The organism is Achromobacter deleyi (genome assembly GCF_013116765.2).
Taxonomy (GTDB): Bacteria; Pseudomonadota; Gammaproteobacteria; order Burkholderiales; family Burkholderiaceae_B; genus Achromobacter; species Achromobacter deleyi_A.
This window is the reverse complement of the sequence record NZ_CP074375.1, coordinates 5,657,967-5,680,937: the sequence shown is the minus strand read 5'-3', so window position 1 is coordinate 5,680,937 and position 22,971 is coordinate 5,657,967. Positions and strand designations below refer to the sequence as shown.

Below are 22,971 nucleotides of genomic sequence, written 5' to 3'. Positions count from 1 at the left end.
TTCTTACAGTCCTAAGGGAAATCCCCAGAAGGCATGCGCGGCCGTTGTCCAGGCGCCAAAAGCGGGGGCTTTCAGCACAGGGACAGCCGCTGCCAAGCGGAGCAAACCTAGCGGATGGTGCGGGCTTCGCCCGTCTCCAAGGCGGCCGTGAACAGTTCGAAGTAGGCGGGGATCGCCTCGGCGGCCCCGTAGCGGATGCGCCGTTCGACCTTGGCAATGGCGCCAAAGCAGACTTCGGCGCCGGGCTCGCCGCAGACCAGGACCACCGGGTCCTCGTCGTCGCAGACTTCATACAAGCCGCCATGCGCGCGGCGCCCCACCTCGTAGAGGTAAGCGGCGGCGCCGACGGTTTGCATGGGGGTCAGAGGCAGGGTCCCGAGGTGGGCGGCCTCCAGCGCATCGTCCAGCGCGTGGATGCTGGACGGCGAGTAGTCCAGCACGGCGCCGGTGGAACCGGCGGCCTGCACAAAATCTTGCGCGGCATCCGCCACACGCGTCACGAACTCTTCCTGGACTTCGTCGCGCGTGGCGTCCTGGTTTATCTTGAGGAAACCGAACATCATTGGCTCCTTTGTGAAAACCGCAAGCGGCGTTAGAACCATTATAGGCAGGCCCACCCGCCTATACTGCCCGAACCGCCCTCAAACGTTCCCAATTCCCAACAGTCCACGCTCATGTCTACGCCCGTTGTCAGACGTCTGACCGTCTCCGATGCCGCGTCCCTGCGCCAATTGCGCCTGGACGCGCTGGTTGAAACCCCGGAATCCTTCGGATCGAGTTACGAAGAGGAACACACGCTGACATTGGAGGACATCCGCGAATGGATAGCGCCCGCCAATGACGGCGCCATGTTCGGCGTCTTCGCGGACGAGGCGCTGGCCGGCATGGTGGGCGTCGGCCGCCAGCGCATGCTGAAGATGCGCCACAAGGCGCACATCTGGAGCATGTACGTGACGCCCGCCCAGCGCGGCCGCGGACTGGGCCGGTTGCTGATGCAGGCGGCGATCGCCCACGCGCAGACGATGCGCGGCATCCGTCAGGTGCAATTGAGCGTGACCGCCAACAACGCCGCGGCGGCGGCGCTTTACGCCAGCCTGGGTTTTGCCGTGTACGGGCACGAGCCCGAAGCGCTGTGCGTGAATGGCAAACTGTATGACGAAGCGCTGATGGCGCTGCCGCTGGCGGGCAGATAATCCCGCCGGCGAAAAATCAGGCGGCGCCTGCGCGCCGGCGCACACCGTACGCGCACACCTGGTTGCGCCCGCCGTCCTTGGCCTTGTAGAGCGCCTGGTCGGCCGCCTTGATCACGGCTTCCGGCGCACGCAACGCATCGCCGCGTTCCGCCACGCCGATGCTGACAGTCACCCGCAGCGGCCGGGAACCGCGGCTGCCGCGGCCACCGCGCCGGCGCTGGCCGATCTGATCCGCCTTCGGCCGGGCGGGCTTGTCCCGCAGCCGCATCTGGTAGGCCTCGATGGCGCGCCGGACCGCTTCCAGGTGCGGCATGGCTTCCGCCGCGGTCTTGCCCGGGAACACCAGCGTGAACTCTTCGCCGCCATAGCGATAGGCATGGCCGCCGCCCGGCACGCGCCGCAGCTGGGACGCGACCATGCGCAGCACCTGGTCGCCCACGTCATGGCCATGGGTATCGTTGAACGCCTTGAAGTGATCCACGTCGGCCATCGCCAGCGTATAGACGCGACCCATGCGCTGCAGCCGCTCATTCAGCGCGCGCCGGCCCGGCAAGCCCGTGAGCTCGTCGCGGAACGCCATGTGGAAGCCTTCATGCGCCAGGGAAATGCACAGCGCCGTCAGCGACGCGGCGGACATCAGCGCCAACTCGATGGGATGGCTGGCGCCGCGCGGCAAGGCCCACGCCATGCACACGAAGCCCAGCCATTGGCCGGCCTGCTGCGGACGGCCATAGCGCAACAGCAGCAGTGTCAGGGTCAGGCCGGTGGCCAGCAGCGCGACCAGGGCCTCGACCGGCACGCCCAGGCGCGCCAGCATGCCTTGCAGCGCCAGCGTACCGAAGAAATCGCCCACGCCGTCCTTGCCAATCAGCGCGATCACCGCCACGCCGGCGGCCATCAGGCCGATGCGCAACGCCATGTCCATCAGCATGCTGGAACGTTCCGACCACAAGGCGTTGATCGTGTAGACGAGCGACCACCAGGCCAGCACCGGGCCCATGGCCCAGGGCGCCTGCCGCGCAAGCGTGGGCCAGGCCGCCGTGATCGCGAGCACGCACAGCATCAGCGCCATCGTCTGCGAGCGCTGGTACATCAGGCAGATCGCCGCGCCGATCAGCGCCATCACCCACGGCACGAACGGCACGATCAGGGTCAACGCGGGCGGCCATTCGCGCCAAAGCAGGAGCCCCACCGCCGCCGCCACAGGAAGCGCGGGATAGAACAGGAGGGGCAACCAGGGAATATGGGGGTAACGCACGGATAGGGCCTTGCTCACGCTTGCAGAGATGACGTCGCCAAATCGGCAAACACATGTATTCTTTTTACGGACGCGGCGTGGGGTTCTTTAGCGCAGGCTGCGTAACACCGGGCGCCGCGCTCATGCTATGTTTTTGCGCTCCACTCGCGGAAAAGCCCCCATGAAGATCCTGGTCAATATCGATGTGCCCGATCTTGAACACGCCATCGACTTCTATCAACGCGCCTTCGGCCTGAGCCTGCACCGGCGGCTGGGCCCGACGGGCGCGGAAATGCTGGGCGCCGACGCGCCCATCTATCTGCTGGAAAAAGCCGCGGGCACGCCGGCCGCCGGCGCCACGCGCCAGCCGCGCGACTATGCGCGGCATTGGACGCCCGTGCATCTGGACGTGGTGGTCGACGACGTGGACAGCGCGGTCGCGCAAGCGGTGGCCGCGGGCGCGCATCTGGAAGACCCGGCCACGACGCATCCCTGGGGCCGCATCGCGCACCTGAGCGATCCCTACGGCCACGGTATCTGCATCCTGCAATTCCTGGGAGCAGGCTATGACGCGCTGGCCGCAAGCGAACCCGCCGGGAGCCAGCGGCTGCGGTTCCCGCCGGCTTCCGAAGCGGATTTCGAGGCGCTGCTGGCGCTGCGGATCGCGGCCATGCGCGAAAGCCTGGAGCGGCTGGGGCGCTTCGATCCGGCGCGGGCGCGCGCTCGCCTGCGCGACACGTTCCGGCCGGAGTGCACGTGGTTCATCGAACAGGACGGGGAACCCGTCGGTTTCTATGGCGTGCGCCCCGACGGCGACGGCCTGCGCCTGGACCACCTGTATCTGCATCCCGCCGCGCAGGGACAAGGCCTGGGCGGCCAGGTCATGCGGAGGATTCTGGAGGACGCCGACAGCCGCGGGCTGCCGGTATCCGTGGGCGCGCTGCGCGACAGCGGCTCAAACCGCTTTTATCGCCGGCACGGATTCATCCAGACCGGCGAGAGCGAATGGGACATCGAGTACCTGCGGCCAGCGCAGGCGCCCGAACGCTGAACGCTCAGGTGCGCGGCAGCGTGACGCCGCGCTGGCCCTGATACTTGCCGCCACGGTCGCGGTAAGAGGTTTCGCACACTTCGTCGCTTTCCAGGAACAGCATCTGCGCGCAGCCTTCGCCCGCGTAGATCTTGGCGGGCAGCGGTGTGGTGTTCGAGAATTCCAGCGTGACGTGGCCTTCCCATTCGGGTTCCAGCGGCGTGACGTTGACGATGATGCCGCAGCGCGCGTACGTGCTCTTGCCCAGGCAGACGGTCAGGACGCTGCGGGGAATGCGGAAGTACTCGACGGTGCGGGCCAGCGCGAACGAGTTCGGCGGAATGATGCAGACATCGCCCTTGAAATCCACGAACGAGCCCTCGTCGAAGTTCTTGGGATCGACGATGGTGGAGTTGATGTTGGTGAAGATCTTGAATTCATCCGCGCAGCGCACGTCGTAGCCGTAGCTGCTGGTGCCGTAGCTGACGATGCGCCCGCCATTGGCCGTACGGACCTGCCCCGGTTCAAAGGGTTCGATCATGCCGGCTTCGGCCTGGCGGCGGATCCAGCGGTCGCTTTTGATGCTCATGGTGGGATTGGTGCTAGGGGATGGAATGGGCCTCATTTTATCCCGAGCGCGCCCGCCTTGCCGGCAGGCGGGGCGGAATGGCTCTGTTCCGCCCTGCCCGCGGCGCCGGATCAGTTGCCGAAGAGGCTCCGGTACACCAGGGAGATCCCGTTGACCGAGCCCCCCTTCAGATCCAGGGACAGGCCTCGCGCCAGGCGATAGCTGGCCCTGCCGACGGTGTCGTTGCCCGACAGCGCCTGCTCGACGCTGAGCGTGATGCCGTTGGCGAAGTTCTTGCTGGCCACCAGGAACTGGGTCGAAAGATCGCTGTTGATATCCCGGTTCACGCTGGATGCCACCGTGCGGTCGGGCAGGATGCTGCCCGAACTGCCCATGTTGCCCGTGCGCACGGCAACGTCGTCCAGTCCGAATTGCTTGAAGAACGGCTGCCCGCCCCCCAGCAGGGCCGTGCCTATCGACACCAGCAGGGCCGCGTCGCCGCCGCTTTCGTCGGGGCCGCGCCCCAGCAGCAGCCAGGACAGCTTTTCGACGTCGCTGACGTCGGGATAGGACACCAGGTCGATGCGCGGCCGCTGCGCCGTGCCCACCACCCTCACGCCCGCCTCGACCAGCTCACCCGTGCGCAAGGCCTCGATGTCCAGGATAGGGTTGTCCAGCCGGCCCTGGAACGTCAGGGTGCCCCGGCTCAGGCGCAGTCTCTGGCCGTAGGCCTCGATCCCGCCGCCGCGCGTGCGCAGTTGCCCCCAGCCCGTCAGGCGCCCGTCGTTGAGCCGGATCTGGATGGCGCCCAGCAGGCCCGCGTCCAGCCCCATGCCGGTGATGTAGAACCGCGGCCCCATGTCGAACCTGAGGTCCATGCTGGTCTGCAGGGGCGTCGAGACCGTGGAGGGATCCTGCCCGGCCCGGATCACCCTGACGTCGTCATCCAGCGAGGGCACGCCCTGCAGGATCTCCAGGCTGAACCAGCCTGCGTCGGCGCTCAGGTTCCCCACGATTTCGAGGCGCGGCATGGCCGCCCTGACGTCGATGGTGCCGGACACCATGGCGTAGCGGTCCGAACGCTGCAAGGCGGGAAAGCGGAACAAGGTCAGCCGCACATTGCCGCCGCCGTCCATGATGTTCCAATCCCCCTTGGCTTCCGCGTATCCGCCCTTGGCGCCGGGATTGGTGGTGATCCACTCCTTGGTGCGCCATTCCGCCGGCATGACCCGCAGCGACGCCGGGAAACGCAGGCTGTCGAGCACCAGTCTTTCCCCGTCCAGGCGGGCGGAAAGCGTGCCGTCGATCAGCCGCACGCCGTCATCGATGCGCACCAGCCGCAATTTTTCGCCCCGGATATTGCCGGTGGCGGTCCACTTGCCGGACACGGTGCCCTGGGCCTCCAGGTTGGCCTTGAGCGTGCCCCCGATCTCCATCGCGTCGCCCACGAACAGGCCGACCCAGGCCAGGTCGGCGATATCCGCATTGAGCCGGGCGCGCAGCGGCTGGCGGGGATCCAGCGCCATGCCGCCCTGGGCGTCCACCACCAGCACGCCCGTCCCGGAACCATTGACGGAACCCATCTTGTCCGTGGCCAGGTCCAACCTGGCGTCCAGCCGGCTGGCGTTGGCCGCCGTGGGCGTGGCGGTCAGATCCAGCACCAGCGACCTCACGCCCAGCGGGATGGGCGGATCGCCCGGAATCAGCAGGTCGCCCGAGCGGCGCGCGATGCGTGCCCGGCCGGCCAGGCGCCCGTCGAACTTCAGGTCCCACAGCACATCCAGCGCAATGCGGCGCTGCCCGTCCGGGACCATCGCATTCACGCGTCCGGAGGTCTTGCCCAGCTTGGCGGCGGCTTCGGGATCGAAGGCGCCGACCAACTGGCGCGCAATGGCGGCGCTGATGACGAGGTTATCGGCCTGCCCGGCCGTTTCCCAGCGCTTGCCGCCCCCGCGCGAGCCCTGATGCGCCACGGTCAGGCGTTCCTTGCCCGGCAAGGTCAGGCTCAGCGCGGTCTGGCCGACCTGCCATTGCCATTGCGGTGCAAGGGCGGACGGCAGGAATGTCAGTGCAACCGGACGGTCCGCCGACACGGCAAACCCGGCGGTGTCGGCGCCGAGCCGGGAAAACGTGCCGCGCCAGCCCACCAGCGCGGCGTCGGGCTGGCCGGCAGCCCCCCTGCCCCAGCCGCCCGCGAAGACCACATTGGCCTGCGCCCGGGACTGGCCGATCACGCCGGGCCTGAGCCTGGGAGGGGTGTAGCTGGCGGTGACCTCGCCCCGATGGGCGGCCACGTTGCCGTTGAGCCTGGCCCTGACTTCCGCGCCGCCGGGCAGGTCCGGCCAGAAGGCATCCAGTTGGGGCGCTTGGGCGTCCAGCGTCAGGGCGCCGTCCGCCACGCCCAATTCGCCCGTCGCCCGGACGCGGTTGCGTCCCAGCCTCAGGTCCACATCCAGGCCGTGGATGCGCAAGCCCGCCAGCGGGTCGAGCGCCGGATCCGGCGCGCCGCCCGCGGCCGGCGCCGTGGCGGCCACGTCCACCTGGGCCTTCAGGTCCCCGCTCAAGGGTTGCTTGTTCCAGCGGCTGCCTTCTTCGAAGCGCAGGTCGAACGCCGCATGGCGCAGCTGGCTCAGGTTCTCGATGTCGGCCTGCACATTGGCGCGCAGGGTCAGCACCGCGGGCGGAATGGCGTCGCCCGCCCAGGGCGCCAGATCCAGACGCTGGGCGCTGAGCGAGCCGACGATCCGGTCGCGCCCGGGGGCATCGCCCGCCTGCAGGTCGAACTGCGCCGCCAGGGCGGATTTATCCGGCAGCTGCGCGCGCGCCCTGGCGCTGCGCAGCACCAGCGCCGTGCGGGGCGCCAGATCGGCCACCACATCCAGCACCAGGCCGGAGCCGGTGCCGTCCAGCTTGGCCTGGATACCGTCCAGCGATCCCGCGGCGTCCGCCCGCAGCACCACCTGGCAGGCGGGCGCGGGCGGACCCACGAGCTCTGGCGCCGCGGCGGGCGCGGCCGGTTCAGGCTTGCCCTTGCCGTTCCTGGGCGCCACCGCCCGTTCCTTGTCCGGCCGGCGAGACGGCTCGCCGGCCGCGGGCTTGGCTTTGGCCTGGGGGCCGAAGACGCCGCTCAGCCGGTCGGCCTGGCATAGCGGGGACTCGGGACCGGAACCTCGCGCCGTCACGTCCAGGCGCGCGGCAAAGGGCCAGGGGTCGGCCATGCCCTGCAGCTCGGCCTGGCCGCTCACGTCGGCCGTGCCCATCTCGTGACCGACGCGCAGGCTGGCGATCCGCAATTGCGCGCCCTGCTGCCCGGCAGCGAACGTCGCACTCAAATTGCCCAGCGTCACCGGCAAGGGCTGGCCGTCCTGGAGCAGCTGGAATTCCCCCAGCGCCACGCGATCCACCGCGATATCCACCGGCAAGGCCGGCAGCGTGAAGGGTTCATCGCCGTCTTCGGCGGGCGCCGCCTCGGCCGAGGCGGCGATGGCCACGCGGACCGATCCCGCCGACACGTCGCGCACATGCAGCCGCCGGTCGCCCAGCGCGCGCCAATGCACATCCAGGTGCAGGTCGCTGATATCGATGCGCGTGCCGCCCACGTCCAGGTCCAGCTGGCCCACCGTCACGCCGCGCAGGATCGAGCCGCTCACGTCCAGCGCCTGGCCATTCAACTGCTGGGCGGCGGTAGTGAGCAGCAGGCGCGTGCCGTTCTGCGATGCCACCAGCCAGAACACGAACCCGGCCGCCAGCACGGCCAGCATGGCCAGCCCGGGCAGCCACCACACCAGCACATGGCGCAGGAATTTACGCAAGAACTTCAAAACGCGATCCCCAGCGAGAAATGCACACGCAGGTCGCGTTCGCGCTGACCATAGGCCAGGTCCAGGAACAGCGGACCCGCCGGAGTGCGCACACGGGCGCCGACCCCATAGCCCACCGACATCGACATGTCGCCGAACGACTCGGCGGCATCGCCCGCGTCCACGAACACGCCCATGCCCCAGCGCTCATCGAAATAATGGTCGTACTCGATACTGCCGACCAGCAGCGTGGGCGCGCCCACGACCGCGTTGTCGCGGTGGACGCCGATGCTCTGGTAGCGGTAGCCGCGGATGGACCGCGCGCCGCCGGTGCGGAAACCGAAGTCATCAGGCACCTGCACATTGCCGTTGGACCACACGCGGCCTACCTCGCCGCGGATCATCAGGACGTCCAGCTTGCCGATCGGCCACCATTTCTGTCCGCGCAGCCGCAAGCGGGTATAGGGATCGCCGGTATCCAGCGTGACGCCGACCCCGCCGCCCACCGAGATCAGGTTGCCTTCGCGCGGGTCGTACTTGTTGTCGACGTCGCGCCGCAACCATTCGGCCGTGGCGGTCAGCGTGGGCAGCGTAAAGCTGTCGCCGCCGTCGATCTTGACGTGATCCTGCGCCAGCAGCATGCCCCAGCGCGTCTCGTATTCGACCCGGCTGTCGCCCGCGCCCTTGCGCTCTTGCGTGCGCGTGGCGCCCAGCGCGTAGCGGGTCACTTCCAGGCCCTGGATGTCGGAGCGGTCCGCCAGCACGCCGACGGAATCCCGGTAGCCACGCTCGGTCGGGGGCAGCAGGATATCCATGAAGGCACGCTGGCGCAGGCGGTCCACGCCGAAGCCGGTTTCCATCGTGACGGGCTGGCCAAAGACCACGTTCTGCCGGTACATGGTTTCCACCCGCACGCCGGCTTCGTCGTCCACGCCGATCGACGCGGAAAAACGCTTGGGCGGCGCTTCGACCACGCGCACCTGCACGGGCAGGGTCACTTCGCCGTAGGAATCGAACTGGGGCGGTGGCGGCGGCATGGCGCCCGACACCGTCGGGTCACCGGCAGGCGCGGTGGCCGCGGCATCGGCGGAACCCGGCGCGCGGGCGCGGTCCGAAAGCGGGTCCGCGGGCTGCAGCCCGTCCCCGGGCTGCTGCAGCGACACGAACGCGCCGCGGAAAAAGGCGGTGGACTGCAGGTCCTGCTGCCACTGGTCCAGGCGGTTCTGGTCAAAGGCCGCGCCCACGTTGTAGCGGACGTAGCGGTCGATCAGCGTTTCCGGCACCCGCTTCAAGCCTTGCGTGTTCAGTTCGCCCATGCGGACCTGCGGCCCGCTGTCGATCGAGACGTGCAGGCTGGCGGACGCCTTGTCGGCATCGATGTCGGCGCGGGAAGAGGTCATGCGCGCCAGCAGGAAATCCCGCGTGGACACGTCGTCCAGCAGTCTCGCCTTGGCCCGGTTCCAATCGCTGTTGATGAACGGCTGCCCTGCCTTGAGCCCCCAGTCGTCGCGCAGCTTCTGCACGCGCTGGGCGTACTCGGGACGGGTGATCCGGCCCGCGAACTCCAGATTCACGGACTCGACCGTCGTGCGCTTGCCGGGAACAATGGCGATGTCCCAGGTTTCACCGCCTATGTCGCTGCCGGCCTCCAGCGTCACCTTGGGCGAGAAATAGCCCTGGGTGGCCAGGGCCGCCAGCGTCGCATCGCGCGCGCGCCGGCGCAGGCGGTTGATTTCACCGCCGTCCTGGTCCTCGGCCAGCCGCGCAATCGCGTCGACCGCCTGGGTGATGGCCTGCAGCGCGGCCGGGGGCACGCCCCCGGGGTCCACGATGACTTCCGGGCGCTTGGCCACAGCCTCGCCCGCCATCACGCACAATCCTGCCAAGAAGGCGCGGGCAGCCCACCGCATGCTTCAGGTCGGTTGTTGCACGACGATGGAGGGGAATTTCCCGGCCATATCGCGCGGCAGCGCCGCAACGCCTGCCGCCAGCTTTCTTGCGATTGCGCGGTACAGCAAGGCGGCTTCGCTGCCCGCGTCCGACACCACTGTCGGCGTGCCGGCATCCGTCTGCTCGCGGATTGCGAGCGTCAGCGGCAGGCTGCCGAGCCACGGCGTGTGATATTGCTCGGCCATGCGCTGGCCGCCGCCTTCGCCGAAGATGTGTTCGGCGTGCCCGCACTGCGAGCAGATGTGGATGGCCATGTTCTCGACCACGCCCAGGATGGGCACGTCCACCTTCTGGAACATGCGCAGGCCCTTGCGCGCATCCAGCAGCGCCACGTCCTGCGGCGTGGTGACGATGATGGCGCCCACCACCGGCACCTTCTGCGCCAGGGTCAGGGCCACGTCGCCCGTTCCCGGCGGCATGTCGACGATCAGGTAGTCCAGGTCGCGCCAGTTGGTCTGGCGCAGCAGTTGCTCCAGCGCTTGCGTGACCATCGGGCCGCGCCAGATGGCGGGCGAATCCGCGTCGATCAGAAAGCCGATGGAGTTGGCCTGAAGGCCGTGGCCGGTCAGCGGCTCCATGCTTTTGTTGTCCAGGCTCTCGGGACGGCCCGAGACGCCCAGCATCGTCGGCACGCTGGGGCCATAGATATCGGCATCGAGCAGGCCGACCTTGGCGCCCTCGGCCGACAGGGCCAGGGCCAGGTTCACGGCGGTGGTGCTCTTGCCCACGCCGCCCTTGCCGGAAGCCACTGCAATAATGTTGCGCACGTTGGGCAGCGGCTTCAGGCCCTTCTGCACCGCGTGAGCGGCCACTTTCCACGTCACGGTCACTTGTGCGTCGGGCACGCCCGCCGCGGCCAGCGCGGACACGGCGATGCCGCGAATCTGCTCGCGGACGCCGTCGGCCGGGTAGCCCAGTTCCAGGGCCAGCGCGACGGTGCCGCCGCTCAGTTGGATGTCACGATCTTTTACAGAAACACCCAAATCCAAACCAGTATTCGGGTCTTGCGCGGTGCGCAACGCGGCGCGGATGTGTTCTATCGTTATACTCATGTCACTATGGTTCCGTAGGCAGCGCGGCTTCTGCGGGCCGCCATCCCCTAAAGGATAGCGGATACACGGGAACCTTTCGCTGCGTTTTGCATCCGACATTCATGACCAACACACTTATCCGCTTCTTTCGTGCCGTCCTATTCGCCGCCCTGGCCTTGATTGGCATGGCGATGGCGCTGGTGTTCATGCTGTCCACGGCAATCGCCGTGGCGATCCTGTACGTGGTCGCCAAGGTGCGCGGCAAGCCTTTCGGCGTTCGCGCCTATTGGAGCCAGCGCCAAGGCGTACGCCCGGGACCGTTCCAGTCCGCCACCGCCCCGTTCGCCACGCAGGCGCGCGGCGACGTGATCGACGTCGAGGCCCGCGAAATCCGCTGACGGCGGCTTTCCACCGCGCTTGCGCCTGCCACAGGCGCGAGCGGGCCGCTGCGTATCGCGCAGATCCGGCAGATTCGCCGCATCCGCGCCGGCCCCTCCTCCATCAACCCGCCTGATTCGCCTTGCCGCGATGGGCGGGTTGCGTGCTTTTCGGGGCCGCTCGCGGGCAGGTCCCCGCGCTTGCCCTAAAATGGCCGGCCAAATCCCTTTTCCCCTCAACCTCTATCGACAACCATGTCTCGCACCCTTTTTGTCACCACAGCGCTGCCCTACGCCAACGGATCTTTCCACATCGGCCACATCATGGAGTACATCCAGGCCGATATCTGGGTTCGTTCGATGCGAATGGCGGGCCACACGGTGCATTTCGTGGGTGCGGATGACGTGCATGGCGCGCCGATCATGCTGAAGGCGGAAAAAGAAGGCATCACGCCTCAAGCGCTGGTCGCCCGCTACGCGGCCGAGCGCCCGCAGTACCTGAACGGCTTTCACATCCGCTTTGACCACTGGCATTCCACGGATTCGCCCGAGAACGTCGCGCTGTCGCACGACATCTATCGCGCGCTGAAGGCCCAGAACCTGATCGAGACCCGCTCCATCGAGCAGTTCTACGATCCGGTCAAGGGCATGTTCCTGGCCGACCGCTACATCAAGGGCGAATGCCCCAAGTGCCACGCCAAGGACCAGTACGGCGATTCCTGCGAAGTCTGCGGCGCGGTCTACGCGCCCACCGACCTGATCAACCCGTACTCGGCATTGAGCGGCGCCACGCCCGTCCTGAAGACGTCCGACCACTTCTTTTTCAAGCTTTCCGATCCGCGCTGCGTGGAGTTCCTGCAGCAATGGACCAACGGCTCGAACAAGAACGGCGGCAAGCACCTGCAGCCCGAAATGCTCGCCAAGACGCGCGAATGGCTGGGCGCGGAAGACGGCGAGGCCAAGCTGGGCGACTGGGACATTTCCCGCGATGCGCCCTACTTCGGCATCGAGATCCCGGACGCGCCGGGCAAGTACTTCTACGTGTGGCTGGACGCGCCGGTCGGCTACCTGGCCTCCCTGAAGTCGTACTGCGAGGTCAAGGGCCTGGATTTCGACGCGCTGCTCGATCCCGAAGGCGACACGGAACAAGTCCACTTCATCGGCAAGGACATCGTGTACTTCCACGCGCTGTTCTGGCCCGCGATGCTGAAGTTCGCCGGCCGCAAGACGCCGGACGCCGTGAACGTGCACGGCTTCATCACCGTCAGCGGCGAAAAGATGTCCAAGAGCCGCGGCACCGGCATCTCGCCGCTGCGCTACCTGGAAATCGGCATGAACGCCGAGTGGATGCGCTACTACATCGCCGCCAAGCTGAATGCGCGGGTCGAAGACATGGACTTCAACCCCGAGGACTTCATCGCCCGCGTCAACAGCGACCTGGTCGGCAAGTACGTCAACATCGCCAGCCGCGCCGCCAGCTTCATCACCAAGCACTTCGACGGCGTCCTGGGCTATTCGGGCGACACCGCCGCGCTGGCCGCGGAATACGCCGAACAGGCCGAGTCCATCCGCGCCGCGTTCGAAGCCCGCGAATACAACCGCGCCATCCGCGAGATCATGGCCTACGCCGACCGCATCAACCAGGCGTTCGACACCGCGCAGCCCTGGGTGCTGGCCAAGGGCATCGCCACCGCGGACGACGCGCAAAAGGCTGCGTTGCAAGACATCTGCTCGCGTTCGCTGGCGGGCTTCAAGGCCCTGTCCGTGATGCTGGCCCCGGTGCTGCCGGCGCTGGCCGAACGCGTGGCCCTGGAGCTCTTCGGCGCGCAGGCGCCGTTCACCTGGGCGGACGCTTCGGTGCTGCCGCAGCGCGTCGCGCCGTTCAAGCACCTGATGCAGCGCGTCGAACCGCAAATGCTGGAAGACCTGTTCGAGCCGCCCGCCGCGCCCGTCGTGGTGCCCGGTGGCGAACCCTTGGCCGAGACCATCTCCATCGACGACTTCGCCCGCGTCGACCTGCGCATCGCGCAGATCGTCAATTGCGAACACGTGGAGGGCTCGACCAAGCTGCTGCGCCTGACGCTGGACGTGGGCGAAGGCCGCCATCGCAACGTGTTCTCGGGCATCAAGTCGGCCTACAAGCCGGAAGACCTGATCGGCAAGCTGACTGTCATGGTGGCCAACCTGGCCCCGCGCAAGATGAAGTTCGGCATCTCCGAAGGCATGGTGCTGGCCGCCAGCCACGCGGATGAAGCCGTGGATGCCGGTATCTACGTGCTGGAGCCGTTCCCCGGCGCCAAGCCCGGCATGCGCGTGCGCTGATCCGTCCGGCCCGCGCATGAAAAGAGCCCGCCATCGGCGGGCTCTTTTTCGTTTCCGGGCCAGGCGGGCTAGGCGTTGCTGGGCGCCAGCGCCGGATCCAGCGAGATCCGCTCGTCGAACACGAAGCACTTGCCTTCGTAGCCCGGGCCGCCGGTTTCCTCGAAGTACTTGAGGATGCCGCCGTCGAGCTGGTAGACATTCTGGATGCCGGCTTCGTTCATGTAGATGGCGGCCTTCTCGCAGCGGATGCCGCCGGTGCAGAAGCTGACGACCGTCTTGCCGTCGAGCTCGGCGCGGTTCGCCTGCACCGCGGCGGGAAACTGCGTGAAGCGGTCGATACGCCAGTCGATGGCGTTCTTGAAGGTGCCCTCGTCCACTTCGAAGGCGTTGCGCGTGTCCAGCATGACCACGGGCCGGCCCGCGTCGTCCGCGCCCTGCTCCAGCCAGCGCGCCAGCGTATGCGCGTCCACCCCGGGCGCGCGGCCCGCGGCGGGGCGTATGGCCGGATGATCCATGCGGATGATCTCGCGCTTGATCTTGACCAGCAGCTTGCGGAACGGCACGTCGCCGCTATGGCTGAACTTCACTTCCAGATCGGCAAAGCGCGCATCGGCGCGCAGGTCCCGCAGGAAGGCGTCGATGCCCTCGGCCGGGCCGGCCAGGAATAGATTGATGCCCTCTTCGGCCAGCAGGATGGTCCCCTTGAGCGCGGCGGCGCCGGCCTGAGCCAGCAGCAGGACGCGCAACTCGGGCAGGGAATCCAGCGGAACGAACTTGTAGGCGGCGATATTGACGACGGAAGTCATGGCAAAGCAGTAAAAAACGGGCGGACAAGCCCGTAATAGTAATCGCTGGGCGGGGCGCCCCGCCCGCGGCCCGGCTTGATCCCGCTCAACGGCTGACGATTTCCTGCTCGATCACCGCGTCCAGCACCCAGCGCACGGAGGAAGCGTCGGCCGGGGGATTCGGGTCCTTGACCTCGACCACGCGCAGCCGGTAGCGGATGCCGGGCTGGAAATTGAAGCCGGTGATTTCCCCGTACCAGAACTGCCAGGGCTGCGAGGCGCTGTCCCGCACCTGATAGCACATGGCGCGGCCGGCGCCCGCCGTGCAAGGCACCCGCTCCGAATTCACGTAGACCAGCTTGGTGGGCCCCATCTGGCCGCCAGCCACGGGATCGGCGCGCCGTCCGAAGTCCAGCGTGTCGCCCGTGCCGAGCACCCAGGTCATGCGTTGCGGATTATTGATGTTGTCCAGCGAACTGGCGGTGATGCGCGTGACGCCGGCCAGGAAGTCCTGTTCCAGCTTCATGTTTTGCGGCGCGCACGCCATCATCGTCGACACGGGGTGCGACCGAACGATCAGCAGGCCGTTGGCGATGGTGTAGGGCGCGTTGTACTGGTTGCAGCCCGCAAACCCCGTCATCAGGGGCGACCCCTGGTCATGGATGAAACTGACCGTGATGGGGCGCGAGCTCGAGGACGGGTGCGGTACGGGGCGCAAGGCGCCGCCCGGCAGCGTCCAGCGGGCCAGATCCCAGCTGGTCTGCGCCAGCATGTCCGAGGCCGACGCGGGCTGGAAACGCGGATCCTGCCCGTCCGCGGCACGCATGGGCGGTGAAGCGCAGGCGGCCAGGCCGACGGCCAGCAGGCATGGCGCCAGCCTGCGCAAGGAAGCGAAAAAAGGCATGCGGGTCTCCTGAACTATCCGCGGCGTGGGATTACGGCGTGGGCGGATCCTGGCGGCGCTCGAACTCCAGCGCATCGCCACCGCGCAGATTGAAGGTCAGGTGCCGCGGCGCGCCGCCGCTGTCCAGCGTGAACGTGTCGATGGAGGTCAGGCCGCGCAGGTAATCGGCTTCCAGTTTGGCGCGCTCGGGCGGCGCGCAGGCCATGCGCGTCATGGCGGGCGCGTCGATGAACAGCTTGCCGCCTTCGAGCTTGTACGTGCCCATATAGCGGTTGCAGCCGGAAAAGCCGTTGACGCGGTATTGCTTGCCTTGCGCCAGGAAGGTCAGCCGTATGGGCTCGCCGTTATCGCCATGGGGGATGTCTCGCAGCGCGCCCCCGGGCTGTGTCCAGCGCACCAGCTCCCAGCTGGTCTGGGCCAGCGAATCGGCGCTGCTGGCGGCGTTGGCCGCGGCGGCGCCTTCGGGGCGGGCCCCCCCGATGGAGCCGGCGCAACCGGCGAGTGCGACGGTAAGGAGACTCAGGCAGAGCAGCCGGCAACGCGACGACTGAAAAATGAGCATGGCGGGACTCCGAAAAAAATCATACCCCTCGACTGTAACCGGCATCGGGCCGGCCGGCGATTCTCTCCGCCCTACAGCCGTATCCAAAAGAAGCACGGACATCGCTGGCACTAGCTCCGATGGCGCGACAGGCTGCATCGAATGCCGCATGGCGGCTGCTTGCGGCGGCGCGCAGAATCAACGGCAGATCGTGACTCCGGCCAGGCTGGGCGATACAGGGAAAGAGGAGCGGAGCACGCCAGTACCGCAGGCGCAGGTGTCCGGCCCATCGGGCCAAAAATAATATCAACCCGGGAGACACGGCGATGGGCTTCTTGAGAACTTTACTGGCGTTATCCGTCGTGCTGGACCACCTGGGCGGCGGCTACGCCGATCACCTGGTTGGCGGCAGGCTGGCGGTTCAGCTTTTCTACGTGATATCGGGCTTCCTGATTTCATTCGTGCTGACGGCCACGGACCATTACCAGGGCGCGGTGTGCAAGTTCTACGCGAATCGCTTCCTGCGCCTGTTCCCGATCTACCTGGCCGTGGCCGCAATGACGCTGATGGCCCATGTGGTGAGCGGGGGCTCCTTCTTCCGGATCTACGACTCCCTGCCCTTCAGTGCCGAACTCTTCCTGGTGCTTTCCAATATTTTCATCATGGGCCAGGACTGGCTGATGTTCTTCGGCATCCAGAATTCCGCGCTGACCTTCACGGGCAGCTTCGCGCACAGCGATGTGCCGCTGTATCAGGGCCTGCTCGTGCCCCAGGCCTGGACCCTGGGCGTGGAGATGAGCTTCTACCTGGTGGCGCCCTTCGTGCTGGGTTCGCCGCGCCGCCTGCTGGTCCTGCTGGCGGCATCGCTGGCCTTGCGCGGGGTGCTCATCGCCACCGGCATCGGGCTGTCCGATCCGTGGACCTACCGCTTCTTCCCCACGGAGCTGGCGCTGTTCCTGATAGGCTCGCTGTCGCACCAGGTGCTGTTGCCGCGCATGAAGGCCTGGACCCAGCGCGTGAAGCGCTTGCCTGAACTGGGCACGGCCGTCCTGTTCGTCTACAGCCTGCTGCATTTCTCGATCGGCATAAACCCCACGGTGCGCGATGGCCTCGCGGTCATGCTCTTCGCCGCGCTGCTGCCGCTGGCATTCCTGTTCCAGTCCCGGCACCGCCTGGACAAGGCGATCGGTGAACTGAGCTATCCGATCTACATCTGTCACATGCTGGTGATCATGGCGTTCAGCTGGCTGCTCCACGACGTGCAGGAGCACCAGCCCCTGCTGTTCGCGGCATTGGTGATCGCGGGTTGTATCGGGTTCTCCGCGCTGCTCAATGGATTGATCGCGGACCCCGTGGAACGCTTGCGCAGCCGCCTGCGCACCGATACGGCCGGCGGCGCATCGCCCGCGGCCGATACTCGGCGGCGCCCTCAGGCGCCTGCGCCTGCCCAACCGATGGGGACTATTCGCCGCGTGCCTTGATGTAGGCGGCCAGCACCAGCTCGATCTGCCGCTTTTCCTGCGTGCTGAGCCGGGCGTAGCTGGCAAAGGACACGGTCTCGAAGGGCCACGCGGGGGGCATGGGGAAGTCGTCCGCACCGCTCGCGGCGCCGGCGTGGCCCGGATTCAGCATCGGCCCTTCGCCGGTGCTGAGCCACATGGGGCTGACTCGCAACGCGCGCGTCAATTTGATGAGGGCGTTGCTGGAGGGCTGCTGGCGCTGCCCGCTTTCGTAGTTGCCGATGGCGCTTTGCGACAGGTTGCTTGCGACCGCCAAGTCCTTTTGAGTCCATCCCTGAAGCATTCTTGCATTGCGCAGACGATGGCTAAACGTGTCCAATCGATCAACCTGAGACATTAATATGAATTTATTTAATTGATTAAAACATCTCAATACTGCGGCCAAACAAACGGATTACGCACCAATTTCTGGGCTAATCCGTAAATCGCGGCACCGCTCCGCTTGGCCAGGCCTTCAGGAGGCCCCCACACCCGGCGCCGGGCCAAGGCCGTCACCATAAAAACCATATCTATCATCGACTTGCAAGTTTTCGATCGCCGCGGGTCACCCCGCCCTGTGCCTGGCGCGCCCCGCGCGCACCAGCCAAAAAGCCCGGCTGAGTTTATGGTCATTCCGACGGCAGGAATAGAAAATAATGTATCGGTAATACATAATATTTTGTTGCGGCAAAAGCGAAAACAAACACTGTTTCAATGGTCTCAAGGCAGTTTGACGGGCCGGCACTGTTACTAGTCGAAACCACAGAAACGTATCTTCACAAAAAAACACGCCCGTGTTTAAATGAAACACGGGCGTGACTTCCGTGCGGAACAGCGTCAACAAAGGCCGGCAACGGCCGGGCTCTGGCGGGCGCCACGGCCCATTCCCGGCGCCGCATCCCTGCCGCGCCGCCTCATTGGAAGCATCAATGAACAACACGCTGGATGTCATCTTTCTTGGCAGTGACGACGCCAGGCATGCCAGACTGGTGGAGGCCCTTTCCCACTTGGGATTCAACGTCCGCCGCTGCCACGATCTGGTCGATGTCTACGACAGGTATTCCCGCCGGCCCAGCCCCCTGGTGGTGCTGGAAGCGCCCCTGACCGATGTCCACAACGCCGCGGTGCGCCTGCGCGCCGTGGACCGTGGGCTGGGCATCGTCGCCATCGCGGGATTCACCGACGCCGAAAGCCGTATCCGCACCCTGCTTTGCGGCGCGGACGCCTGCCTGCCGCCCGAGGTCTCGGGGCTGGAACTTGCCGCGGTGCTTCAGGCGCTGGTGCGGCGCGCGGTAGGCCTGGACGGCATGGATGCCGCGTCCGACCCGCACGCGGCGGACGAACCCGCCCAGGAAGGCTGGCGCCTGGCCAACAAGGGGTGGACCCTGATCAGCCCCCGGGGCCGGACCTTGGGCCTGACCACCGGCGAACGCGACTTCCTGTCGCGGCTGGTAAGGGCGCCCGACCGCAAGGTCAGCCGCGACGCGTTCATCGCCGACGGCGCCGAGGATGCCGACAGCGGCATCACGCGGCGCCGCTTCGTGGACGTGATGATCAGCCGCCTGCGCCGCAAGGCCACGGCCAATCAGATGACCCTGCCGATACGCGCCGTGCACGGCTGGGGCTACATGTTCGCAGCGGACATCGCGCTGGACCTGGATCTGGACTATCGGGTGTCGGGAGAAGATGGCCGTGCGGACAGCCAGGATGCCTGGCGCGGGGAAACGGCGGACGCGAGCGCGTCTGCGTAGCGCGGGCGCGGCCCGCGCCTGCGCTGGCCGGCTGGCGGCTGGCGCCGGGCGAAAAAAACGCGGCGCTGCCCTCGAAAGGTAAGACGCCGCGCTAAAACAACACGTGAGCCCGGAGTCATCGGCCGGCACCGATGCCTTCTACCTGGATCACGCGATTCCAACATTCGTGCCTCATACTACTCACGCACGGTCCGACCGTGGACTTGCGCCGGGTCTCTAGTCCCTGTGCAAGCTGCAACGTGATCAATGCCTGGCAATGGGTCCGCCCTGGCTGCTGGCGGGCTTATCGGCCATATCAGCGGCGTTCCTTCCGGATAGCCTCTCGATGAGGGAAGTTTAGGACTTCGGACGAGTTTCCAGTAATTCTTTGTTGATGGTCTTCCATACCTATCTGATATAGGAAGAGTGTTCCCCATGCCGTTACCGCAGCCCTCCCTCAGGCACCGCTTCCGCAAGGTGCTGGCGCTGTTTCCGCCCAACTGGTGCCTGGCCATCCTGGTGGCGCTGGACGGCTATGCCTTCATGCATCCGGTGCTGCGCGAAGTGCGGGCGCGCGAATATTCATTCTGGCTCGCGCTGAACAACTGGCATGAAGTCATGCGCGTGGTCGGGCTGCTGGAGATTCCGCGCCTGGTGCTGGGCGTAGGCTTGCAGGTGATCGCGCTGGGCCTGATCCTGAAGGCCCGCATCGCATGGGCGTTCTCGCTGGTGCTGCTGATCGGCGTCGGCACCTTCGCCATCCTGGGTGACGGCGGACGCGCCGGACTCGGCATCTACACGCTGGTCCTTGTGATCGCGCTGATCGCCTACTGGCGGCGCTTTGACCGCGCCAGCGTGACCGCGGGCTCGCTGTTCGCGCTGGTCAGCGTGCTGTCGCTGCTGATCTACGCCGTCTTCGGCACGCTGTACCTGGGCAACGAATTCAACCCGCCCATCCAGGATGCCGTCACGGCGCTCTACTTTTCCATTGTCTCCATGTCCACGGTGGGCTATGGCGATATCACGCCCCACACCGACACGGCGCGGCTGTTCACGGCGTCGATTATCATTCTTGGCATTACCGTGTTCGCCACGTCCGTCAGCGCGATCGCCGGGCCGGTGATCGGCGGCAACCTGAAACGGCTGGTCAAAGGCAGGTTTTCCTCCGCCATGAGAAAGAACCACATCATCATCGCCGGCGCGACTCCCCTGGCCCTGAGCGTCTACCAAGGCCTGCGCCGCCGCGGCGAAGAAGTCACCGTCATCGTGCCCACGGGCGTGGCGCAGGAATACCCGGCGGCAACCGACCTGATCGAAGGCGACCCCTCCAGCGTGGAAGTGCTGCATACCGCGGGCGTGAAGCGCGCCCGCTACGTACTGGCGCTGCGCGATGACGACGCCGAGAACGCGTTCATCGTGCTGGCCGCGAAAGAAGCCACCGGCGAAGGCGGCGCCAAGACCGTGGCGCTGGTCAATACCAGCAAGCACCTGGAGAAGATCCGCCGCGTGCAGCCAGACCTGGTTTTCTCCGTGCAGTTGCTGGGCGCCGAGCTGCTGACGCGCGCCATCAACGGCGAGCCCATGGACAGCCAGGCCATCACTGATCTGTTCTTCGCGAAATCCTCACCCGAAGCCAAGGCCTCCTGAGCGCGGCGCGACGTCAAGCAGCGTTTCCGCGCACGCCCGCGTCCGGCGGGCACGCAGGCGCAGTCTGGCCCTGCGGAGCGAGCAGCTCGCAAATCATCGCCACGTGCGCCTGGCGCCGCTCCGCCAGCGGGATGCGCTCATCCGGCCCGAGCAGCGCGGCCATGACGATGGTGTGGACCACGGGCGCCAACAGCAACCAGGGGTGATCCAGCGCCACGCCATCGCGGCACAGGCCGCGCGAGTGCGCGCGCGCCAGCAGCTGCCCCAGGTCCGTCTCATGCGCCGCGGCGGTTTCCTGGCGCCAGCGCGCCGCCAGATGCGGCACCCGGCCGCTTTCGGCCAGCAGCAGGCGCATGGTGCTGACCATGGCCGGGTTGGCAAGGCTGGCGTGCAGGTGGTGGGCGATGCGTTCGGCCAGCTCCCGCGGCGTGGCGGCCCCATCCACGATGGCGTCGATGTCGAGCCGCGACGGGCTGAGATGGCGCGCAAGCAGCGCTTCGAAGACGGCTTCCTTGCTGGTGAAATGGGCATACAGCCCGCCTTTGGACAAGCCGGCGCGCAATGCGATGTCGTCCATCCTGGCGCCCGCATAGCCCGCTAGTGAAAACTCGCGCAATGCGGCGTCGAGGATGTGGCCGACCCGCACGGCCGGAGGAAGACGACTGCGCTGCCTGTCCATCCCTGCTGCTCCATGTTTAGAACTCAATCCATTAAAAACCGACCAGTCAGTCGCTAACTTGATCCGGATCAAGGAACGTTCAAGGCGCGATCGGCACAATGAACGCATGACCCAGGTGTCGGGTCCTTCCGGGCGTCCGGGCCACAAGCCTGCCCTTCCCGGGACGCGCCCGGCACCCTCGAGCTGGAGAACCGCCGCATGACTCCCTCTGCGTTTACCGCCAAGTTCGTCACGCGCCTGGCCCCGGCCGCCTTGTCGGCGCTGCTGGCCGGGGGCTGCGCGTCACTTGCGCCCGAATACCAACGCCCCGCCCTGCCGGTGCCCGCCGCCTACGAGCAGGCCAGCCATGCGGAGCAGACCGCCCCGCAACCCGACGCCGCGGCCCGCATCACCTGGCAGTCCTACTTCTCGGACCCCACGCTGCAGGGGCTGATCTCCACCGCCCTGGACAACAACCGCGACCTGCGCAGCGCCTTGCTGCGCGTGGAAGAAGCGCGCGCCCTGTATGGCATCCAGCGCGCGGACCAGTTCCCCACCATCGGCGTCCAGGCCGACGGCTCCCGCGCCCGCGTGCCGGGAGACCTGAACCTCACGGGCCAGCCGCAAGTCACCAGCCAATACCAGGTGGGTGTCGGCATGGCGAGCTGGGAACTGGACTTCTGGGGCCGCGTGCGCAGCCTGAACGAAGCCGCGTTGCAGAACTACCTGGCCACGGAGGCCGCCGCCCAGGCCGCCACCCTGAGCCTGATCGCCCAGGTCGCCGACAGCTATCTGACGCTGCGCGAACTGGACGAACGACTGGAGCTCACTCGCGAGACCATCGAGTCGCGCGCGGAATCGCTGCGCATATTCCGCCGCCGCTTCGAAGTGGGCGCGATAGCGAAACTGGACCTCACGCAGGTGGAAACGCTGTGGCAGCAGGCCAAGGCGCTGGGCGCGGAGCTGGAACAGACCCGCGCCGCCCAGGCCCACTCCCTGGAGCTGCTGGTGGGCGCGCCGCTTAACCTGCCCAAGCACCAGACCCCGCTGAACGACGACGCCGTCATGCGTGCGCTGCCGCCAGGACTGCCGTCCGATCTGTTGACCAACCGTCCCGACATCGTCGCCGCGGAACATCAGCTCAAGGCGGCCAACGCCAACATCGGCGCGGCGCGCGCCGCGTTCCTGCCCAGCATCACGCTGACGGGCGCCTTCGGCACGGCCAGCGCCGAACTGGACGGGCTGTTCGCAGGCGGCAGCCGCGCCTGGAACTTCGCACCCAGCATCAACCTGCCGATCTTCGACGCGGGCCGCCGGCAGTCGTCCCTGGACCTGAGCGAAGCGCGGCGGGACCAGGCTGTGTCGAACTACGAAAAGACCATACAGACCGCCTTCAGGGACGTGTCCGACGCGCTCTCGGCGCGCCGCTGGCTGGCCGAACAGGTGGACGTGCTGCGCGCCACCGTGGCCGCGCAAAGCGAACGCGCCCGCCTGGCCCAGCTGCGCTATGACCACGGCGCCTCCCCCTATCTGGAAGTCCTGGACGCCAAGCGCGACCTGCTGGCCGCGCAGCAACAACTGGTGCAAACGCGCCGCGCGCTCCTGTCCAGCCGCGTCGGCCTGTACGCCGCGCTGGGCGGAGGCACGCAAGCGCCGGCGCCCGCCGACCAGGACGCCCCCCGCAGCCTATGAAAAAGGA

General features: G+C 67.1%; 19 protein-coding genes. 8 read left to right on the top strand and 11 right to left on the bottom strand.

The annotated features are described in order from the left end of the window. Nucleotides 1-107: 107 nt before the first annotated feature. Nucleotides 108-560, bottom strand: coding sequence for a hypothetical protein (locus HLG70_RS25750; RefSeq protein WP_171667686.1), 453 nt, complete (start codon nucleotides 558-560; stop codon nucleotides 108-110). 114 nt (nucleotides 561-674) lie between these two features. Here HLG70_RS25750 and HLG70_RS25745 point away from each other — a divergent pair, with 114 nt between their 5' ends. Continuing rightward, nucleotides 675-1,193 carry a GNAT family N-acetyltransferase gene (locus HLG70_RS25745; RefSeq protein WP_171667660.1) on the top strand — a complete coding sequence of 173 codons (519 nt, stop codon included), beginning with the start codon at nucleotides 675-677 and terminating at the stop codon, nucleotides 1,191-1,193. Nucleotides 1,194-1,209: 16 nt separating this feature from the next. On the opposite strand, the gene HLG70_RS25740 is transcribed toward HLG70_RS25745, so the two are convergent. Continuing rightward, nucleotides 1,210-2,451 (bottom strand): GGDEF domain-containing protein, encoded by a 1,242-nt coding sequence (locus tag HLG70_RS25740; RefSeq protein WP_171667659.1) that lies wholly within the window; start codon nucleotides 2,449-2,451, stop codon nucleotides 1,210-1,212. A gap of 160 nt (nucleotides 2,452-2,611) precedes the next feature. Between HLG70_RS25740 and HLG70_RS25735 the strand changes: the two genes are divergently transcribed. Next, a complete protein-coding gene (locus tag HLG70_RS25735) occupies nucleotides 2,612-3,481 on the top strand; it encodes a GNAT family N-acetyltransferase (RefSeq protein ID WP_171667658.1) in 870 nt (289 codons plus the stop codon). A 4-nt stretch (nucleotides 3,482-3,485) separates the two neighbouring features. On the opposite strand, the gene dcd is transcribed toward HLG70_RS25735, so the two are convergent. The 4 genes from dcd to apbC all read right to left on the bottom strand — a co-directional run bounded on the left by dcd (nucleotide 3,486) and on the right by apbC (nucleotide 10,830). Further along, entirely contained in the window at nucleotides 3,486-4,049 is a 564-nt protein-coding gene (gene dcd, locus HLG70_RS25730) for a dCTP deaminase (RefSeq protein ID WP_008166733.1), read from the bottom strand. A gap of 110 nt (nucleotides 4,050-4,159) precedes the next feature. Next, a complete protein-coding gene (locus HLG70_RS25725; RefSeq protein ID WP_171667685.1) occupies nucleotides 4,160-7,789 on the bottom strand; it encodes a translocation/assembly module TamB domain-containing protein in 3,630 nt (1,209 codons plus the stop codon). Between the two features lie 56 nt (nucleotides 7,790-7,845). Then, complete coding sequence (locus HLG70_RS25720) at nucleotides 7,846-9,738, bottom strand: autotransporter assembly complex protein TamA (RefSeq protein ID WP_171667657.1); 1,893 nt, start codon at nucleotides 9,736-9,738, stop codon at nucleotides 7,846-7,848. Between the two features lie 3 nt (nucleotides 9,739-9,741). Beyond that, a complete protein-coding gene (apbC, locus tag HLG70_RS25715) occupies nucleotides 9,742-10,830 on the bottom strand; it encodes an iron-sulfur cluster carrier protein ApbC (protein ID WP_171667656.1) in 1,089 nt (362 codons plus the stop codon). Nucleotides 10,831-10,931: 101 nt separating this feature from the next. Here apbC and HLG70_RS25710 point away from each other — a divergent pair, with 101 nt between their 5' ends. Further along, entirely contained in the window at nucleotides 10,932-11,207 is a 276-nt protein-coding gene (locus HLG70_RS25710; protein WP_171667655.1) for a hypothetical protein, read from the top strand. A 234-nt stretch (nucleotides 11,208-11,441) separates the two neighbouring features. Beyond that, the gene (gene metG, locus HLG70_RS25705; protein WP_171667654.1) at nucleotides 11,442-13,508 is read left to right on the top strand and encodes a methionine--tRNA ligase; all 2,067 of its coding nucleotides are present in this window, start codon (nucleotides 11,442-11,444) and stop codon (nucleotides 13,506-13,508) included. A 68-nt stretch (nucleotides 13,509-13,576) separates the two neighbouring features. Here metG and HLG70_RS25700 read toward each other — a convergent pair whose 3' ends face one another. From HLG70_RS25700 to HLG70_RS25690, 3 genes are all read right to left on the bottom strand, one after another. Continuing rightward, the gene (locus tag HLG70_RS25700) at nucleotides 13,577-14,314 is read right to left on the bottom strand and encodes a sulfurtransferase (protein WP_171667653.1); all 738 of its coding nucleotides are present in this window, start codon (nucleotides 14,312-14,314) and stop codon (nucleotides 13,577-13,579) included. Nucleotides 14,315-14,399: 85 nt separating this feature from the next. Further along, the gene (locus tag HLG70_RS25695) at nucleotides 14,400-15,197 is read right to left on the bottom strand and encodes an META and DUF4377 domain-containing protein (RefSeq protein ID WP_171667652.1); all 798 of its coding nucleotides are present in this window, start codon (nucleotides 15,195-15,197) and stop codon (nucleotides 14,400-14,402) included. A 31-nt stretch (nucleotides 15,198-15,228) separates the two neighbouring features. Further along, on the bottom strand, nucleotides 15,229-15,759 hold the full coding sequence (locus HLG70_RS25690) for an META domain-containing protein (RefSeq protein ID WP_171667651.1): 531 nt from the start codon (nucleotides 15,757-15,759) through the stop codon (nucleotides 15,229-15,231). A 305-nt stretch (nucleotides 15,760-16,064) separates the two neighbouring features. Between HLG70_RS25690 and HLG70_RS25685 the strand changes: the two genes are divergently transcribed. Next, nucleotides 16,065-17,219 (top strand): acyltransferase family protein, encoded by a 1,155-nt coding sequence (locus tag HLG70_RS25685; protein WP_171667650.1) that lies wholly within the window; start codon nucleotides 16,065-16,067, stop codon nucleotides 17,217-17,219. On the opposite strand, the gene HLG70_RS25680 is transcribed toward HLG70_RS25685, so the two are convergent. Beyond that, nucleotides 17,200-17,595, bottom strand: coding sequence for a helix-turn-helix domain-containing protein (locus HLG70_RS25680; RefSeq protein WP_171667649.1), 396 nt, complete (start codon nucleotides 17,593-17,595; stop codon nucleotides 17,200-17,202). The genes HLG70_RS25685 and HLG70_RS25680 overlap by 20 nt on opposite strands. Nucleotides 17,596-18,166: 571 nt before the next feature. Here HLG70_RS25680 and HLG70_RS25675 point away from each other — a divergent pair. Beyond that, nucleotides 18,167-18,988 carry a response regulator transcription factor gene (locus HLG70_RS25675; RefSeq protein WP_171667648.1) on the top strand — a complete coding sequence of 274 codons (822 nt, stop codon included), beginning with the start codon at nucleotides 18,167-18,169 and terminating at the stop codon, nucleotides 18,986-18,988. 414 nt (nucleotides 18,989-19,402) lie between these two features. Then, nucleotides 19,403-20,614: a voltage-gated potassium channel protein gene (kch, locus tag HLG70_RS25670; RefSeq protein ID WP_171667647.1), complete on the top strand. Its 1,212-nt coding sequence runs from the start codon at nucleotides 19,403-19,405 to the stop codon at nucleotides 20,612-20,614. Between the two features lie 13 nt (nucleotides 20,615-20,627). On the opposite strand, the gene HLG70_RS25665 is transcribed toward kch, so the two are convergent. Continuing rightward, entirely contained in the window at nucleotides 20,628-21,293 is a 666-nt protein-coding gene (locus HLG70_RS25665; RefSeq protein ID WP_171667646.1) for a TetR/AcrR family transcriptional regulator, read from the bottom strand. A gap of 198 nt (nucleotides 21,294-21,491) precedes the next feature. Here HLG70_RS25665 and HLG70_RS25660 point away from each other — a divergent pair, with 198 nt between their 5' ends. Then, a complete protein-coding gene (locus tag HLG70_RS25660; protein ID WP_171667645.1) occupies nucleotides 21,492-22,964 on the top strand; it encodes an efflux transporter outer membrane subunit in 1,473 nt (490 codons plus the stop codon). Nucleotides 22,965-22,971: the final 7 nt, after the last annotated feature.